Here is a 15,813-nt window from a genome sequence, read left to right as displayed (position 1 = left end):
GAGTTCCCCCGTATGGCGTACGGTGCCGCCCATGGCAAGTGTGCTCGTGGTCGAGGACGACCAGTTCGTACGTTCCGCCCTCATCCGGCACCTGACCGAGGCCGCCCACACCGTGCGGAGCGTCGGCACGGCTCTGGAGGCGCTGCGCGAGGTGGCCCACCACCGGTTCGACGTGGTCATCCTGGACCTCGGCCTGCCCGACCTCGACGGCGCCGAGGCCCTGAAGATGCTGCGCGGCATCACCGACGTACCCGTGATCATCGCGACGGCCCGGGACGACGAGGCCGAGATCGTGCGCCTGCTCAACGACGGCGCGGACGACTATCTGACGAAACCGTTCTCCGTGGAGCACCTGTCCGCCCGGATGGCCGCCGTGCTGCGCCGGTCGCGGGCCGCGGCCGGCGCCGAGCCGCCCTCGCGGGTGCTGCGGGTGGGCGGGCTGGCCATCGACCCGCTGCGCCGCTCGGCCGAGCTGGACGGCGCGGTGCTCGACCTGACCCGCCGGGAGTTCGACCTGCTGGCCTTCCTCGCCGGACGGCCCGGCGTGGTCGTCGCGCGCAAGGAACTGCTGGCCGAGGTCTGGCAGCAGTCGTACGGCGACGACCAGACGATCGACGTGCACCTGTCCTGGCTGCGCCGCAAGCTGGGCGAGACGGCCGCCAAGCCCCGGTACCTCCACACCCTCAGGGGAGTGGGCGTCAAGCTGGAGCCGCCGCTGTGAGGTGGGCGCTGGTGAAGGTGTGCCTCGCGGTCACCGTGATGGTGGTCGTGGCCTTCGCCGTACCCCTCGGTCTCGTGGTGCAGGAGATGGCGCGGGACCGGGCCTTCTCCAACGCCGAGCGGCAGGCGGCCGCCATCGGCCCCACCCTCTCGATCACCACCGACCGCCGCCAGCTGGCCAAGGCCGTCGCCTCCACGCAGATGGGCGCCGCGGACCGGATGGCCGTGCACGTGCCCGCCGTACCGGCCGATCCCGGCGCCGGCGTGGCCGGGGCCGGCCCGGTGGACGTGGGCCGCGGCTGGGCGGGCCCCGGTCAGGTGGCGGACACCCGGCGGCTGGGGCGGGCCACCACCATGGCCGTCGCGGGCGGCGGTTTCGTCCTGCTCCAGCCCACCGCCATCGGCTCGGGCGGGATCGCGATCGTGGAGGTCTACGTCCCGGAAGGCGAGGTCAGCAACGGCGTCGGCACCGCCTGGCTGGTGCTGGCGGGCGTGGGCCTCGCGCTGGTCGTCGGCTCGGTGGCGGTGGCGGACCGGCTCGGCGTACGCATGGTCCAGCCCGCCGGCCGCCTCGCGCACGCCGCACAGGAGCTGGGGGAGGGCCGCCTGGGCGCCCGGGTGCCCGAGGAGGGGCCGGCGGAGCTGCGGTCCGCGGCCGTGGCGTTCAACTCGATGGCCGACCAGGTGGTGCGGCTGCTGGCCAACGAGAGGGAGCTGGCGGCCGACCTCTCGCACCGGCTGCGCACCCCGCTGACCGTGCTGCGGCTCAACGCGGCCTCCCTCGGGGAGGGGCCGGCGGCCGACCAGACGCGGGCCGCGGTGGAACAGCTGGAGCGGGAGGTGGACACGATCATCCGTACCGCCCGCGAGCAGCGCCCGGGGACCCAGGGGCAGCTTGGTGCCGGGGCGGGCTGCGACGCCTCCGAGGTGATCCGGGAGCGGATGGCCTTCTGGTCGGCGCTGGCCGAGGACGAGGGCCGTGAGGTGCGGATGGCGGGGGTGGACCGTACGGTACGGATCCCCGTGGCGCGGGCCGAACTGGCCGCGGCCCTGGACGCCATGCTCGGCAACGTCTTCCGGCACACGCCCGAGGGGACGCCGTTCGCGGTGGACGTGCACGACGCGGGGGACGCGGTGATCGTGCTGGTCTCCGACGCGGGGCCGGGCATCGCGGACCCGGAGGGCGCGCTGCGCCGGGGCAACGACGGGGCGCGGGACGGGTCGACCGGCCTGGGCCTGGACATCGTGCGGCGGGTCGCCGAGTCGACGGGCGGCGACGTGCGCATCGGGCGCTCGGTGCTGGGGGGCACGGAGGTACGGGTGTGGATCGGTGCCGGCGGGCGCGGGCGCCTCCCGGAGCAGGGGCGCCGGGGCCACCGGAGCCGGGTCGGACGGCGGCGGAAGGGCGCGGGGGCGGCTTCGTAGGGGCCGGGGGCGGTCCGTGGCGGGCGGCCCCTTGTGCGGCCCCTATAGAGAGAGGGGACTCGCGTGGCGGCGGGCGCGCCGGGACGGCCGGGAAGCAGGGGCCACCCCGAGGGGCAGGGGGCTCCTCCCGTGTGCCGCGGGCGCGGCCTCCGTCGTGGGCATCCTCGGGCGCGCCTCATGGGGCATTTGTCCGAGTCTCGGTACCGTCCGGCCTCATGGACACCCTGATCTTCGGCGGCCTGCTCGCCACCCTGCTGGCCATGTACCGGCAGTCGTCCCGGATGGTGGTGCTCGGGGCCTGGTTCGTCATGCTGGTCGCCGTCATCCTGCTGATGGCCCACCACATCACCAGCAGCCTCGCCCTGAACCTGAGCTACTGACCCATGGCAGCGATGAGCAGCATCCTCCCCGAGGCCTCCGTCGAGGGCGGCCTCCTGGGCAGGATCCAGTACTGGTTCGCGTGCTTCTTCGTCGTCGGCTGGACGGGTGTCGTCTGCGGCGGGCTCTACTACCAGTTCGTGGAGTGGGAGTACCCCTGCCCGCTGTGCATCGTGCAGCGGATGTTCATGCTCCTCGCGGCCATCGGCGCGGGCGTGATCGTCCGCCGGGGCATCGACGGCCAGATCGCCGGCCGCGACTACATGATGGGCTGGGGTCTGGCGCTGATCGCGGTGATCGCCGGGTCCTTCGCCTCGTGGCGGCAGACCATGCTGCACATCCTCCCGGGCGACAAGGGGTACGGCAGCGAGGTCTTCGGCCTGCACCTGTACGTCTGGGCGTGGATCCTCTTCCAGGCCTCGGTGGTGGCCATCGGGCTGGTGATGGCGTTCGCGCACAGCACGGCGGACCGCACGGTGCCGACGACGGACGCGTACCGGATCACCGGCAGGCTGGCCCTCGGCTTCCTCGGCGTGGTGATCGCGATCAACGTGGTGGCGGTCTTCTTCGAGGAGGGCTTCCACTGGTTCCTGCCGGACGACCCGATCCGGTACGAGCTGCTGTACGACCTGGGCATCCTGAACTGACCGCGGGCGCCCGGAGGCGCCCCCCGGGCACCCGGAGCCCCCTGGTACCCCGAGCCGGACGCCGGGTACCCCGAGCCGCCCCCCGGCACTGCGGTGCCCCGGGCCGATCTGCGGCACCGTCGGACCGGCGGCGGGCGCGAGCGCGGTCCGCGCCACCGGCGGCTGTTCGTCGACGAGCGGCAGGGTTCCCGTCGGGCAGAGCGCGGCGGGCGGCCGTGCCGGGAACGCCGTCACGGGCGGCGTGGGTCCCGCGGGGGCGAAAACCCCGCGGAAGCCTACAGGTTCGGACATTTGATCAACCTCCCTTCGTGCGCCGACCCGCCCTTGTCTCCGACGTACTTCGGTCCCCTTTACTTCGCGCATAGACGCCGAAAAGTGCCCCAAAAAGCGACTGTTTTCAGCCAACTTCTCGGGCGGAGCGTCTGATTCCGCGCTTGTCAGGTACAGAGCGGCCCCCCGTACTGTCGTTGCTGTGCGGCGGCCGATGTCGTCGCAAATGAATCACCTACGGGAAGGTTTTCTCTGTGCGCAGGTTCCGCAAGGTCCTCCTGCCCCTGGCCGCGGCCACGACCCTGGCCGTGTCCGGCATCGCCTCCGCAGAGGCAGTAGCCGCTCCGTCGTCGCCCACCACGACGGACTCTGCGTTCGCGACGAAGAACGTCCAGGACGACGCCGCCAAGGCGGCGGTCGCGTACTGGACCCCCGAGCGGATGAAGAACGCCATCTCGCTCGACCGCGTGGCCACGAAGGCCGACGAGGCCGTGGCCGCCAAGACCGTCTACAAGGTCGGCAACCCGGGCTCGACCGCGCCCGCGCAGGCCACCGAGGGCAAGCCCAGCTCCACCTTCGCGCCCACCGCGTCGCGTACCGCCGGCAAGGTGTTCTTCAAGAACCCCCAGGACGGCAAGAACTACGTCTGCTCCGCCAGCGCCATCAACAGCGCCTCGAAGCAGATGGTCGCCACCGCCGGCCACTGCGTGCACGGCGGCAAGGGCGGCAAGTGGATGACCAACTGGACGTTCGTGCCGCGCTACAACAACGGCTCGCGTCCCTACGGCACCTTCGCCGCCAAGGAGTTCCGGACCTTCACGTCCTGGATATCCAGCAGCAACCTGAGCCGTGACGTCGCCTTCGTCACGACCTACAAGCGCAGCGACGGCAAGAAGCTCGTCAACGTCGTCGGCGGCAACGGTCTGAGCTACAACTACGACCGCAGCAACTACGTCACGATCTTCGGTTACCCGGTCGCCCGCCAGAACGGCCAGGTCATGATCTACTGCCAGGGCACCACCTCGGCGGACCCCGGCACCTCCAAGGTCCGCATCAAGTGCAACCTCACCGGTGGCGCCTCCGGCGGCCCCTGGCTGCGCAAGTACAGCAGCTCCACCCAGCTCGGCTACCTCAACGGTGTGACCAGCACGGTCAACTCGCTGGGCTGGAACAAGAGCCCGTACTTCGACGAGTACGTCAAGAAGATGTTCGACGCGCAGGGCAGCCGGGTCTGACGACCTGACCGCACCGCGAGCGGCATCTGAACGGTGTGCCCCCGTCCCCGGTTCCCGGGGGCGGGGGCACACCCGTTTCCGGCCATGAGTGTGGGGGAGGTCACGCATGGCTGAAAATAGACGCAACCATGGCCGGGCCTACTCGCTCGCCAGTACCCCGGAGCGGGTCAGCCGGGCGTACCAGTGGGCGCTGGCCTTCGGCGTGCGCCGCTGCGTCGCGTAGTCCACGTGGTACAGCCCGAACCGCCTGCTGTAGCCGTACGACCACTCGAAATTGTCCAGCAGCGACCACAGGTAGTACCCCTCGACCGGCGCTCCGTCCGCCCGGGCCCGGGCCACCTCGGCCAGGTGCGCCCGCAGGTACGCGATCCGGTCCAGGTCCTCGACCTGCCCCGACGGCCCCGGCACGTCCTCGTACGCCGCGCCGTTCTCCGTCACCAGCAGCGGCAGCCCCGGCGCCTCCCGGGTGAACCGCATCAGCAGGTCGTACAGGCCCGTGGCGTCCACCGACCAGCCCATGGCGGTCCGTTCGCCCGGCGGCTGGTGGAAGGAGACCCCGTCCGCCGCCGGCCAGGGCGAGTGCGCCGAGGCGCCGTGCCCGTCCGCCCGTACCGCTGCCCCGTCCGCCGCCGAGACCACCGCCGGGGTGTAGTAGTTCACCCCGAGGAAGTCCAGCGGCGCCCCGATCGCCCGCTCGTCGCCCTCGCGCACGAAGGACCAGTCGGTCAGCGCCGCCGTGTCCGCCCGCAGGTCCTCCGGATAGCCGCCGTGCAGCAGCGGGCCGGTGAACACCCGGTTCGCCAGGGCGTCGATCCGCCGCGCCGCGTCCAGGTCGGCGGCCGATCCCGTCAGCGGGCGCACCGCGCTCGGGTTGAGGCTGATGCCGATCCGCGCGTCCGCGGGCAGCGCGGCCCGCAGCGCCGCCGCCGCCAGGCCGTGCCCGAGGTTCAGGTGGTGCGCCGCCCGCAGCGCCGCCACCGGGTCCGTACGGCCCGGCGCGTGCACCCCCGAGGCGTACCCCAGGAAGGCCGCGCACCAGGGCTCGTTGAGCGTGGTCCACATGCCGACCCGGTCGCCCAGGGCCTTGGCCACCTGGCCGGCGTACTCCGCGAAGGCGTACGCGGTGTCCCGCGCCGGCCAGCCGCCCTCGCCGCCGCCCCCGGACGGGGTCTCCAGCTCCTGCGGCAGGTCCCAGTGGTACAGCGTCAGGTTCGGCCGCACCCCCCGCTCCAGCAGCCCGTCCACCAGCCGGTCGTAGAACCCCAGCCCGCCGGCCCGCACCCGCGGCCACGAGACCGAGAACCGGTACGAGGACAGCCCGAGGTCGGCCATCAGCCCGATGTCCTCCTGCCACCGGTGGTAGTGGTCCACGGCCACCTCGCCGGTGTCCCCGCCGAGCACCTTCCCGGGCGTCGCGCTGAACGTGTCCCAGATCGACGCCTGCCGCCCGTCCTCCCGCACGGCCCCCTCGATCTGGTAGGCGGCCGTGGCGGCCCCCCACACGAAGTCCTCCGGAAACTCCACGCCCGTCATCCCTTCACCGCTCCCTGCATGATTCCGCCGACGATGTGCTTTCCGAACAGGACGAAGACGAGCAGCAGCGGCAGCGTTCCCAGCAGCGCGCCCGCCATGATCACCGACTGGTCCGGGATGAAGCCGCGCCCCAGGCCCGTCAGGGCCACCTGGACGGTCGGACTCCCGTGCTGCGTCAGCGCGATGATGGGCCAGAAGAAGTCGTTCCAGGCCATCACGAAGGTCAGCATCCCCAGCACGGCCATGGCCGGCCGGGCCACCGGGAACACCACGTGCCACACCAGCCGCAGGGCCCCGGCGCCGTCCACCCGCGCGGCCTCGACCAGCTCCCCGGGCAGCGCCTCCACCAGGTACTGCCGCATGAAGAAGACGCCGAACGCCGACACCAGCGTCGGCAGGATCACGGCCTGCAGCTGATCGGTCCAGCTCAGCTTCGCGACCAGCATGTACAGCGGTACGACGCTCAGCTGCGGCGGCACCATCATCGTGCCGATCACCACCATCAGCAGCACCCCGCGCCCCCGGAACCGCAGCTTGGCGAAGGCGAACCCGGCCAGCGTCGAGAACAGCACCGAACCGGCCGCCACCGTCCCCGCCACCACCGTGGTGTTGAGCAGCGCCGACCCCAGGTTGGCGTCCGTCCACGCGGTCTGCAGGTTCGCCCAGAGGTTGCTGCCGAACCACAGCGGCGGCGGCGTCTGCGCCAGCCGCGTGTTGTCCCTGGAGGCCGCCACCGCCGTCCACACCAGCGGGAACAGCGAGCCCGCCGTGAACAGCCCCAGCGCCACGTACGTCCACACTCCGGCCCGCCGCCTCACGCGACCTCCCCCTCGCCGCGCCGCAGCCACCTGGCCAGCGCCCAGTTCACGGCCCCGATCAGCAGCAGGATCAGGAACATCGCCCAGGCGATCGCCGAGGCCCGCCCGAGGTGCAGGTTCACCCAGCCCTGCTCGTACAGGTACAGCCCGAGCGTCTGGAACTGGTGCTCCGCCCCGCCCGTGGCCCCCGCGCTGCCGTTGAACAGCAGCGGCTCGCCGAACAGCTGCGTCGCGCCGATCGTCGACACCACACAGGTGAAGAGGATCGTGTGGCGCAGCGAGGGCACCGTCACGTGCACGAACTGCTGCCACCGGGAGGCGCCGTCCAGTGCCGCCGACTCGTACAGCTCCTCCGGCACCGCCTGCATCGCCGCCAGGTAGATCAGCGCGTTGTAGCCCGTCCAGCGCCAGACGACGATCGTGGACACCGCCAGCTGCGAGGCCAGCGTGCCGTTCTGCCAGTCCACCGGCCCGAACCCGACCGCTTCCAGCGCCCAGTTGACCATCCCGTAGTCCCGACCGAAGAGCAGCACGAACACGAGCGTCGCCGCCGCCACGGAGGTTGCGTACGGGGTGAGCACGGCCACCCGGAAGAAGGTCCGGCCGCGCAGCCGGTGGTTGAGCAGGTGCGCGATGCCGAGGGCGACCGCCAGCTGCGGCACCGTCGACAGCAGCCCGATGGTCACCGTGTTGCGCAGCGCGTTCCAGAAGAACTCGTCGTCCCACAGCCGCGTGAAGTTCCGCAGCCCCACCCAGGTCATCGTGTCCGGGTCGGTCAGCTCCACCTGGTGCAGCGCCGCCCAGCCCGTGTACAGCAGAGGGAACAGCCCGAAGACCGCGAAGAACAGGAAGAAGGGCGCGAGGTAGCCGTACGGGGTCCAGCGCCCGGCGCCCCGGCGCCGGGCGGCGGGCCGCTCGGCGGCCCACCTGCCCGGTGCCGACAGGCGCCGGCCCACGAGCTCCCGGCTCACTGGTCGAGGGCGTTGTCGATCGCCTTCACGGCCGCCTCCCAGCCCTGTTGCGGCGTACGGCCCTTCTGGTCCACCTGGAGCATGCCGACGTCCGCCAGGTTCTGCGCGATCACCAGGTCCTTCGGTCCCACGATCGTCACCGGGATGCCCTCGGCGGCCTTCGCGAAGATCTCCCCGATGGGCGCGTTGCCGAAGTACGGGTGCTTGGCGCCGGACACCGCGGGCAGCGCGTACGCGGCCTTGGCGCTCGGGAAGCTGCCGCGCTTCTCGAACAGCTTCGCCTGCTGCGCCGGGGCCGTCAGCCAGGCCGCCAGCTTCGCCGCCTCGGCGCTGTGCCGGCCGGCCTTGGGCACGACGAGGAACGAACCGCCCCAGTTGCTCGGCAGCGGCGCCTGCGCCACGTCCCACTTGTCCTTGCCGGCGTCCCCGGCCTTGTCCTGGATGTAGCCCAGCATCCACGCCGGGCAGGACACGGTGGCGAAGGAGCCGTTGGAGAAGCCCTGGTCCCAGCCGGGGGTGAACTGCTGGAGCTTGGCGCTCAGCCCGCCGGTCGCGAAGGAGGCCGCGAGGTCGAAGGCCCCCTTGACCGCCGGGTTGGTCTTGTAGACGACCTTGCCGTCCGCGTCGTAGAAGCGCTGGGCGCTGCTGCCGGTGACCGCCGCCATCACGCCGGACGCCGAGTCCACGAACGCCTTGCCCTTCGCCGCCTTGGCCTTGTACCTGAGGCCGACGTCGCGGTACTTGGCCCAGTCGCCCGCCCACAGGGCGCCGACCGCGGCGCGGTCCGTGGGCAGTCCGGCCGCCGCGAACAGGTCCTTGCGGTAGCAGATGCCCTGGGGGCCGATGTCGGTGCCGAGGCCGACCGTCCGGCCGTCCTTCGTGCCGGCCTGCGCCCACTTCCAGGGCAGGAACGCGGCCTGGTCCACGCCCGCCGTCTTTCCGAGGTCCACCAGCTTGTCGGCCTGGGTCGCGGTGATCTCCGCGATGTTGTTGACCTCGACGGCCTGGATGTCCGCCAGGCCGCTGCCGGTGCCCAGGTGGGTGAGCAGCTGGGGGTAGTAGTTCTCGTTGCGTTCGATCGAGGTCTGCTTGATCACGACGTCCGGGTGCTCGGCCATGTACTGGTCGTACAGGCCGGCTTCCTGGAGCCCGAAGGCCCCGAAGACGCCGACGGTGATCGTGGTCTTGCCCTTGGCGCCGCCGGTGCCGGCGTCCCGCCCCGGCGTGCCGTCCTGGGCGCAGCCGGCCGCCAGCAGGGCGGTGCCCACGAGGGCGGCGGTGACGGCGGTTCTGGTTCTGGAGCGCATGCGTTTCCTCCCTGACCGATGTGTGCCACAGTGTGGGAGCGCTCCCACGGGGCGTCAAGGGGTCCTGCACGGACCGAATCGGAGGGATGTTCGTTAGATTTCCACGAGGGAGGCAGCCATGAACGGTCGTGGGCGGGTGGGGACCCCCGGGGCGAGGCCCGGCGCGGGCGGTCCCGGCGCGGGTTCGGGGCGCGGGGGACGGCCCACCCTGGAGGAGGTCGCCGCGCGGGCGGGCGTGGGCCGCGGCACGGTGTCCCGAGTGATCAACGGTTCGGCGAAGGTCAGCGACGCCACCCGGGCGGCGGTCGAGGCCGCCGTCGCCGAGCTGGGGTACGTGCCCAACCGGGCGGCCCGGGCGCTGGCCGCGCACCGGACCGACGCGATCGCCCTGGTGGTGCCCGAGCCCGAGTCCCGGTTCTTCGCCGAGCCCTACTTCTCCGACGTGCTGCGCGGGGTCGGGGCCGCCCTCGCGGAGACCGAGATGCAGCTGCTGCTGACCTTCGCGGGCAACGAGCGCGAGCGCACCCGGCTGGCCCAGTACCTGGCGGCCGACCGGGTCGACGGCGTGCTGCTGGTCTCCGTACACGCCGACGACCCGCTGCCCGACCTCCTGGACGAGCTGAACATCCCGGCCGTCGTCAGCGGCCGCAGGTCCGCCGACGAGCCGCTGGCCTCGGTGGACTCCGACAACTTCGCGGGCGCCACCGCCGCCGTGCGCCACCTCGTGGACCGGGGGCGGCGGACCATAGCCACCATCACCGGCCGCCTGGACGTGTACGGTGCCCGCCGCCGGCTCGACGGCTACCGGGCCTCCCTGGAGGCGGCCGGCCTGCCCGCGGACGCCCTGCTGGTGGCCGAGGGCGACTTCACCGAGGAGGGCGGCCGGCGGGCGATGGCCGAGCTGCTGGAGCGGCGCCCGGGCCTCGACGCGGTCTTCGCCGCCTCCGACGTGATGGCGGCCGGCGCCCGCCAGGCCTTGCGCGCGGCGGGCCGCCGGATACCCGACGACGTGGCACTGGTGGGCTTCGACGACTCGGTGGTGGCCCGGCACATGGACCCGGCCCTGACCAGCGTCCGCCAGCCGATCGAGGAGATGGGCCGGACCATGGCCCGGGTACTGCTGGAACAGATCGCCGGCTCGGGCGAGCGGCCGCGGATCGTGCTGCCGACGGAGCTGGTGGTGCGGGACTCGGCGTGAGCCGGGGCCCGGTGCCGGGAGCGTGGCCATCCGGCCGGGTGCAGTGCCGAAAACGGCGAGGGCCCCGTTCCGCATCCGCGGAACGGGGCCCTCGTACAGGGTGAGTGACGGGACTCGAACCCGCGGCCACCTGGACCACAACCAGGTGCTCTACCAACTGAGCTACACCCACCATGTCCGGTCGGAACTCCGACCGGCCGAAGAAAAGAGTACAGGGTCGGAAGGGGTGCTCGCTCCGCCTTATCGCCCGGCCGGCGGTGCCGTGGCCGTCAGCCCGCTATTCGGCGGGCAGGACGTGCTTGGCCGCGATGGTCCTCGCGGTCTCGGAGTCCGGACCCGGCTGCGGGACGAAGACCGCCTCGCGGTAGTAGCGCAGCTCCGCGATCGACTCCTTGATGTCCGCCAGCGCCCGGTGGTTGCCGTTCTTCGGCGGGCTGTTGAAGTACGCCCGGGGGTACCAGCGGCGCGCCAGCTCCTTGACCGAGGACACGTCCACGATCCGGTAGTGCAGGTGGCCCTCCAGCGCGGGCATGTCGCGCAGCAGGAAGCCGCGGTCGGTGCCGACGGAGTTCCCGCAGAGCGGGGCCTTGCCCGGCTCCTTGACGTGCTCGCGCACGTACGCCAGGACCTGGGCCTCGGCGTCCTCCAGGGTGGTCCCGCCGGCCAGCTCGTCCAGCAGGCCGGAGGCGGTGTGCATCTGGCGCACCACGTCGGGCATGTTCTCCAGCGCCGCCTCCGGCGGGCGGATCACGATGTCCACGCCGTCGCCGAGCACGTTCAGCTCCGAGTCGGTGACCAGTGCGGCCACCTCGATAAGTGCGTCGTCCGTCAGCGAGAGCCCGGTCATCTCGCAGTCGATCCACACCATGCGATCGTTCATGCGGTCCACCTTATGGGAGGTATCCGCGAACGGGGGGTCCCGCGGAGGCGCGGGAACGCGCCGGGGCGCCCCGCGCGCGGGGACCCGGACACGTGGGAGGTCCCGCGGACCGTACGACTACAGATCCGCGGGACCTCGGTTCACGGGGGCGGCGCTAGGCGTGCTCGCGCTGCCCCGGCATCATCGACGCCCGGCCCGGGGCGTACAGCTCCGTGACGGACGGGCCGCTGGCCGCCAGTGCCGCCGCCGCCCGCTGGGGCTGCGGAGTGCGCTGGTGCGGCACCGGCACCTCGGTGACGTTGGACGTGTCGGCCTGCGGCCGGCGCGCCCGGTACGCGGACCGGTACGCCGCCGGGGAGGACCCCAGCTGCCGCCGGAAGTGCCCGCGCAGCGCGACCGGCGAGCGGAACCCGCAGCGTCCGGCGACCTCGTCGACCGAGTAGTCGGAGGTCTCCAGCAGCCGCTGTGCCTGGAGCACCCGCTGGGTGATCAGCCACTGGAGCGGCGCGCTGCCGGTCAGCGAGCGGAACCGCCGGTCGAAGGTGCGCCTGCTCATGTAGGCGCGGGCCGCCAGGGTCTCCACGTCGAACTGCTCGTGGAGGTGTTCCAGCGCCCAGGCGACGACCTCGGCCAGCGGGTCGGCGCCGATCTCCTCCGGCAGGGACCGGTCGAGGTAGCGCTCCTGCCCGCCGGTGCGGCGGGGCGGGACGACGAGCCTGCGGGCCAGGGCCCCGGCCGCCTCGCTGCCGTGGTCCGTCCGCACGATGTGCAGACAGAGGTCGATTCCGGCCGCGGTGCCCGCGGACGTCAGGACGTCGCCGTCGTCGACGAACAGCTCGCGCGGATCGACGTGGACGGACGGGTACCGCTTGGCCAGCGTCGGCGCGTACATCCAGTGCGTCGTCGCCGGGCGGCCGTCCAGCAGACCGGCGGCCGCGAGCACGAAGGCGCCCGTGCACAGGCCGACGATCCGGGCCCCCTCCTCGTGCGCCAGACGCAGTGCGTCGAGCGCCTCGGGAGGCGGCGGTGAAGTGATCGACCGCCAGGCCGGAACGACGACCGTGCCTGCCCGGGCGATCGCCTCCAGCCCGTACGGCGCGGTGAGTTCGAGTCCGCCCGTGGTCCGCAGCGGCCCGTCCTCGCCCGCGCAGACGAGCAGTCGGTATCGAGGCACCCCCGCGTCCTGCCGGTCAATGCCGAACACGGAGAGTGGAATGGAACTTTCGAAGATTGGTCCGCCGCTGAACAGCAGCACCGCGACGATCTCCCTGCGGCGGCGCCCCGCGAGCTTCCTGCCCGCGTCGGCGACGACGGCGGTGGAGTCCTGGCTCATGGCGCTAAGCCCCCCTTGGGTGTCGCGACTCCTTGGTCTGGTCGCACCTGCACGTTTCCCCTCGGCCTTGCACGTGTTCCCCCGCCGTAAATACATGATCGAATCTACTGCGTCGCGTGGTGTCGGCGTGACAAGTTCAGCACGCAGCGCTATGTCGACTTGGCAACTTGGCGTAAAGCATTCGATCAGGAAGCGTTCCACTCCGCGACCTTGGGGGGAAGCGCGCCGGGCCGCGGTGGCCTGTACCCATACGGTCCGACCGTACCTGCACCGGTGTCGTCCCTGGTGATGGGGGGGTTGGGTGGACATTCCGCCAAGGGTTGTGCTGGGGCGCGAAGTTGGCTGAAAACATACGGGGGGCGCCTGTGCGAACCGGTCAGCCATGCGGGTTCGGGCCACCGCCCGGCCCCCGGCCGGGAGTCCCCCCGCCGCCGTGGCACCCGCGGTGGGCGCCGCTGCCCGTCCGCGAGTGCCGGCCGCGGTGGCCGGCGGCGCTCTGCTCGGCGGCCGTGACGCGGGCCGCGGTCAGCTCCGAGTACCGCAGGAGCACCCGGCACACCGCGGTGACGGCGACCAGGCCCAGGGTCGCCACCGCGGCCCCGCCGAAGGAGGTCCCGTACACCACCAGCACCACGGGAACCAGGACGCAGCTGAAGGCGGCCCACCGTACGACGTCCCCCGCGGGGTCCCCGGACGGGTGAACCGGATGGACGGCGGGCCGGGCGGGCGGCGGCGGGGCGGACTGCTGGGCCGAGTGGGCCGGGTGACCGGGCACGGAGCGCTCCCTGCGGGCTCTTCGGGGACGGTCGGACGTCTGTTCAACGCCCTGTGCGAGGTGTCGGTCACTGCCCGGGAGGGTGGCTCGTCACTGACTGTAGGGGCCAGCCGCCATTGCCAAGAGCCCCCGCCTCCGGCATGCTCCACGGGACGCTTTCCCAAGGGCCGGACGGCCCTGTGCAGGGGAGGAGTGTCGCCGTACCCTTGGGGGTATGGGCTTGGGAAGATGATTCCCGGACACAGCTTCGTCACCCTCTGTTGCCTCCACAAGGACTCTCCTCGCCGAGACACTCATGGCCGGTCACGACTTCCCCGAACCCGCGGGCCGCAAGCGCAAGCAGCTCGCAGACTCCGCGCCGGACCTCCGCGCGGTCGAAGAGGCACGCCACCCGTGCGACCCGGCCTTCCGGCACGGCGTCGTCGTGGGGTTCGACGGCTCCACCTCCAGTGAGCGCGCCCTGGCGTACGCGATCGGCATGGCCAAGCGCTCCGGCTCCGGCCTGATCATCGTGCACGTGGCCAACCGGCTGCCCACCACCGTCTGGGCCGGCTGCGAGCCGCCCGTCTTCGTGGACGTGCCGGACCACCGCACCGAGGTGCTGGGGCTCGAACTGGCCTGTGCCGACTACCTGGCCGAGGTCCCGTGGATCCTGGTCGAGCGCGGCGGCGACATCTGCCACGAGCTGGAAGAGGTCGGCCGCGAGTACTCGGCCGACGCCATCGTGGTCGGCTCGACCCACGGCATCGTCGGCCGGATCTTCGGCTCCGTCGCCGGCCGGCTGGCCAAGCGGGCGCAGCGGCCCGTCGTCGTCATCCCCTGACGGATCCCGGCACGACCTGATGTGGCGTGTTCTGTTCGCCCGCGCCTGCACTCCGTGAGGATTCGATACCTTTCCGTGACCACGTTCGGGTGCATTGTGCCCTTGTGAAGGGAACATAAGAGTCGCTGGGTAGCAGCAGAAAATTGCAGATCGAAGGGAGCCTGGCCGTGGACAACGACGTCTCCGCCGGGAGCAAGGCCACCACTTCCACCCTCGGGCACATCGCCCTGGGTCTGACCCTTCTCGCGTTCGGAATCGGCCACACCGGCGTCATCGACGGCGTGACCGCGGCCGACTCCGTCTCGCTCGCCACGTACGTCGGCGGGCTCACCCTCTTCGTGCTCGGCGTCCTCGAGTACCGCGGCGGCAACGGCTTCAACGGAACCGCCTTCGCCGGCCTCGGCGCCCTCTGGTTCACCTGGGCGAACGCGGCGGACGGCAAGGCCTCCGCGGACGCTGCCGGAACGTTTCTGGTCCTGTTCGCCCTGCTCGCGCTGACCCTCGCGGCAGCCGCACCCGGCGGACTCTTCAGCCAGGGCGTCTACGCCCTGCAGTTCCTCGCCCTCCTGCTGCTGGCGATATCCGCCTTCGCGGACGTCGGCTCCCTGGCCAAGGCGGGCGGCTGGGTCGCCGCCGTCGGCGGCCTGATGGCCTGGTACGGCGCCACGGCGGCCCTCACCGGCTGGCCGGCTTCGGTCCGCCGCGCCTCCGGTAGCGGGGCGGTGGCCGCGAGCTGAGGCTCGCACCGCCCCCGGCGCGGGCCCGTACCGCCCCGGCGCAGAGGAAAGGGCCCCTCGTGCAGGAGCACGAGGGGCCCTTCCGCGTCCACCGTCGCGACTACTCGACGGTGACGGACTTCGCCAGGTTGCGCGGCTTGTCGATGTCCCGGCCCAGGTGCAGGGCGGTGTGGTAGGCGAGGAGCTGGAGCGGGATGCCCATCAGGATCGGGTCGAGCTCGTCCTCGTTCTTCGGGACGACGATCGTGTGGTCGGCCTTCTCCTGCTCGGCGTGCGCGACGGCGAGGATCCGGCCGCTGCGGGCCTTGATCTCTTCCAGGGCGGCGCGGTTCTTCTCCAGCAGCGAGTCGCCCGGGACGATCGCGACGGTCGGCATGGCGGGCTCGATGAGGGCGAGGGGGCCGTGCTTGAGCTCGGAGGCGGGGTAGGCCTCGGCGTGGATGTAGGAGATCTCCTTGAGCTTCAGGGAGGCCTCCAGGGCGACCGGGTAGCCCCGGACGCGGCCGATGAACATCATCGACTTGGCCTCGGCGTACTCCGCGGCGAGCTTCTTGATGTCCTCCTCGCCCTGAAGGATCTCCTGGATCTGGGCGGGCAGTTTGCGCAGGCCCTCGATGATCCGCTTGCCGTCGGCGACGGACAGGTCGCGGATGCGGCCCAGGTGCAGGGCGAGCAGCGCGAAGGCGACGACGGTGTTGGTGAAGCACTTGGTGGACACGACGCAGACCTCGGGGCCGGCGTGCACGTACACGCCGCCGTCGGC

At 72.1% G+C, this 15,813-nt stretch carries 16 protein-coding genes and 1 tRNA gene; 8 read left to right on the top strand and 9 right to left on the bottom strand.

The window, feature by feature from the left end:
- The first annotated feature begins 31 nt into the window (after nt 1–31).
- The 5 genes from ACIF6F_RS34430 to ACIF6F_RS34410 all read left to right on the top strand — a co-directional run bounded on the left by ACIF6F_RS34430 (nt 32) and on the right by ACIF6F_RS34410 (nt 4,675).
- Nucleotides 32–721: a response regulator transcription factor gene (locus ACIF6F_RS34430; RefSeq protein ID WP_399956525.1), complete on the top strand. Its 690-nt coding sequence runs from the start codon at nt 32–34 to the stop codon at nt 719–721.
- The gene (locus ACIF6F_RS34425; protein ID WP_399956522.1) at nt 718–2,145 is read left to right on the top strand and encodes an ATP-binding protein; all 1,428 of its coding nucleotides are present in this window, start codon (nt 718–720) and stop codon (nt 2,143–2,145) included. Before ACIF6F_RS34430 ends, ACIF6F_RS34425 begins: the two co-directional genes overlap by 4 nt.
- Before the next feature lie 215 nt (nt 2,146–2,360).
- The gene (locus tag ACIF6F_RS34420) at nt 2,361–2,525 is read left to right on the top strand and encodes a DUF5993 family protein (RefSeq protein WP_399956518.1); all 165 of its coding nucleotides are present in this window, start codon (nt 2,361–2,363) and stop codon (nt 2,523–2,525) included.
- Between the two features lie 12 nt (nt 2,526–2,537).
- Nucleotides 2,538–3,170: a disulfide bond formation protein B gene (locus ACIF6F_RS34415; RefSeq protein WP_399956515.1), complete on the top strand. Its 633-nt coding sequence runs from the start codon at nt 2,538–2,540 to the stop codon at nt 3,168–3,170.
- A gap of 524 nt (nt 3,171–3,694) precedes the next feature.
- Nucleotides 3,695–4,675 (top strand): trypsin-like serine peptidase, encoded by a 981-nt coding sequence (locus tag ACIF6F_RS34410; protein WP_399956512.1) that lies wholly within the window; start codon nt 3,695–3,697, stop codon nt 4,673–4,675.
- 138 nt (nt 4,676–4,813) lie between these two features.
- On the opposite strand, the gene ACIF6F_RS34405 is transcribed toward ACIF6F_RS34410, so the two are convergent.
- Genes ACIF6F_RS34405 through ACIF6F_RS34390 form a run of 4 tightly spaced genes read right to left on the bottom strand, consistent with a single transcriptional unit; the run spans nt 4,814 to nt 9,304 of the window.
- Nucleotides 4,814–6,208 (bottom strand): GH1 family beta-glucosidase, encoded by a 1,395-nt coding sequence (locus ACIF6F_RS34405; protein WP_399956509.1) that lies wholly within the window; start codon nt 6,206–6,208, stop codon nt 4,814–4,816.
- Complete coding sequence (locus tag ACIF6F_RS34400; protein ID WP_399956692.1) at nt 6,205–7,071, bottom strand: carbohydrate ABC transporter permease; 867 nt, start codon at nt 7,069–7,071, stop codon at nt 6,205–6,207. Before ACIF6F_RS34400 ends, ACIF6F_RS34405 begins: the two co-directional genes overlap by 4 nt.
- The gene (locus tag ACIF6F_RS34395) at nt 7,023–7,997 is read right to left on the bottom strand and encodes a carbohydrate ABC transporter permease (RefSeq protein ID WP_399956506.1); all 975 of its coding nucleotides are present in this window, start codon (nt 7,995–7,997) and stop codon (nt 7,023–7,025) included. The genes ACIF6F_RS34400 and ACIF6F_RS34395 overlap by 49 nt, the downstream gene beginning before the upstream one ends.
- Entirely contained in the window at nt 7,994–9,304 is a 1,311-nt protein-coding gene (locus tag ACIF6F_RS34390) for an ABC transporter substrate-binding protein (RefSeq protein ID WP_399956503.1), read from the bottom strand. Before ACIF6F_RS34390 ends, ACIF6F_RS34395 begins: the two co-directional genes overlap by 4 nt.
- A 118-nt stretch (nt 9,305–9,422) precedes the next feature.
- On the opposite strand from ACIF6F_RS34390, the gene ACIF6F_RS34385 reads away from it, so the two are divergent.
- On the top strand, nt 9,423–10,502 hold the full coding sequence (locus tag ACIF6F_RS34385; protein ID WP_399956500.1) for a LacI family DNA-binding transcriptional regulator: 1,080 nt from the start codon (nt 9,423–9,425) through the stop codon (nt 10,500–10,502).
- Between the two features lie 99 nt (nt 10,503–10,601).
- On the opposite strand, the gene ACIF6F_RS34380 is transcribed toward ACIF6F_RS34385, so the two are convergent.
- The 4 genes from ACIF6F_RS34380 to ACIF6F_RS34365 all read right to left on the bottom strand — a co-directional run bounded on the left by ACIF6F_RS34380 (nt 10,602) and on the right by ACIF6F_RS34365 (nt 13,490).
- Nucleotides 10,602–10,674: transfer RNA gene (locus ACIF6F_RS34380), tRNA-His, on the bottom strand.
- 105 nt (nt 10,675–10,779) lie between these two features.
- Entirely contained in the window at nt 10,780–11,382 is a 603-nt protein-coding gene (gene orn, locus ACIF6F_RS34375) for an oligoribonuclease (RefSeq protein WP_399956497.1), read from the bottom strand.
- 154 nt (nt 11,383–11,536) lie between these two features.
- Nucleotides 11,537–12,715, bottom strand: coding sequence for a helix-turn-helix domain-containing protein (locus ACIF6F_RS34370; protein ID WP_399956494.1), 1,179 nt, complete (start codon nt 12,713–12,715; stop codon nt 11,537–11,539).
- A 376-nt stretch (nt 12,716–13,091) separates the two neighbouring features.
- Nucleotides 13,092–13,490: a hypothetical protein gene (locus ACIF6F_RS34365; protein ID WP_399956491.1), complete on the bottom strand. Its 399-nt coding sequence runs from the start codon at nt 13,488–13,490 to the stop codon at nt 13,092–13,094.
- A gap of 295 nt (nt 13,491–13,785) precedes the next feature.
- On the opposite strand from ACIF6F_RS34365, the gene ACIF6F_RS34360 reads away from it, so the two are divergent.
- The gene (locus ACIF6F_RS34360) at nt 13,786–14,313 is read left to right on the top strand and encodes a universal stress protein (protein WP_399956488.1); all 528 of its coding nucleotides are present in this window, start codon (nt 13,786–13,788) and stop codon (nt 14,311–14,313) included.
- A gap of 167 nt (nt 14,314–14,480) precedes the next feature.
- A complete protein-coding gene (locus tag ACIF6F_RS34355) occupies nt 14,481–15,050 on the top strand; it encodes a GPR1/FUN34/YaaH family transporter (RefSeq protein WP_399956688.1) in 570 nt (189 codons plus the stop codon).
- Nucleotides 15,051–15,150: 100 nt separating this feature from the next.
- Here ACIF6F_RS34355 and ACIF6F_RS34350 read toward each other — a convergent pair.
- The coding region (locus ACIF6F_RS34350; RefSeq protein ID WP_399956485.1) for an SIS domain-containing protein at nt 15,151–15,813 on the bottom strand (663 nt) is incomplete at its 5' end.

The sequence above is a fragment of the Streptomyces sp. NPDC086023 genome, from assembly GCF_044540325.1.
GTDB lineage: Bacteria > Actinomycetota > Actinomycetes > Streptomycetales > Streptomycetaceae > Streptomyces.
This window is presented reverse-complemented; position numbering and strand designations above follow the sequence as displayed.